This window comes from Microbulbifer okhotskensis (genome assembly GCF_023895975.1).
In the GTDB taxonomy this organism is placed as follows: Bacteria; Pseudomonadota; Gammaproteobacteria; order Pseudomonadales; family Cellvibrionaceae; genus Microbulbifer; species Microbulbifer okhotskensis.
Window position 1 is genome coordinate 1 of the sequence record NZ_JALBWM010000566.1, and the last position, 219, is coordinate 219.

The window sequence follows — 219 nt, forward strand, 5'->3', positions numbered from 1 at the left end:
GAGCCGGGGTGGTCATACGACGAGGGGATTTCGAGCACATAGCCCATGCCGCGCACCGTCTGAATCAGGCGCGGACTGAAACCGTCGTCGATCTTGCTGCGCAGGCGCCTTATGGCCACCTCAATCACGTTGGTGTCACTGTCAAAATTCATGTCCCAGACCTGGGAGGCGATCAGTGACTTGGACAACACCTCCCCGCGCCGGCGCAGCAGCAGCTCG

General features: G+C 61.2%; 1 protein-coding gene. It reads right to left on the reverse strand.

Annotation, left to right across the window (positions count from 1 at the left end):
• The coding region (locus tag MO867_RS23305; RefSeq protein ID WP_252473540.1) for a winged helix-turn-helix domain-containing protein at positions 1 to 219 on the reverse strand (219 nt) is incomplete at both ends.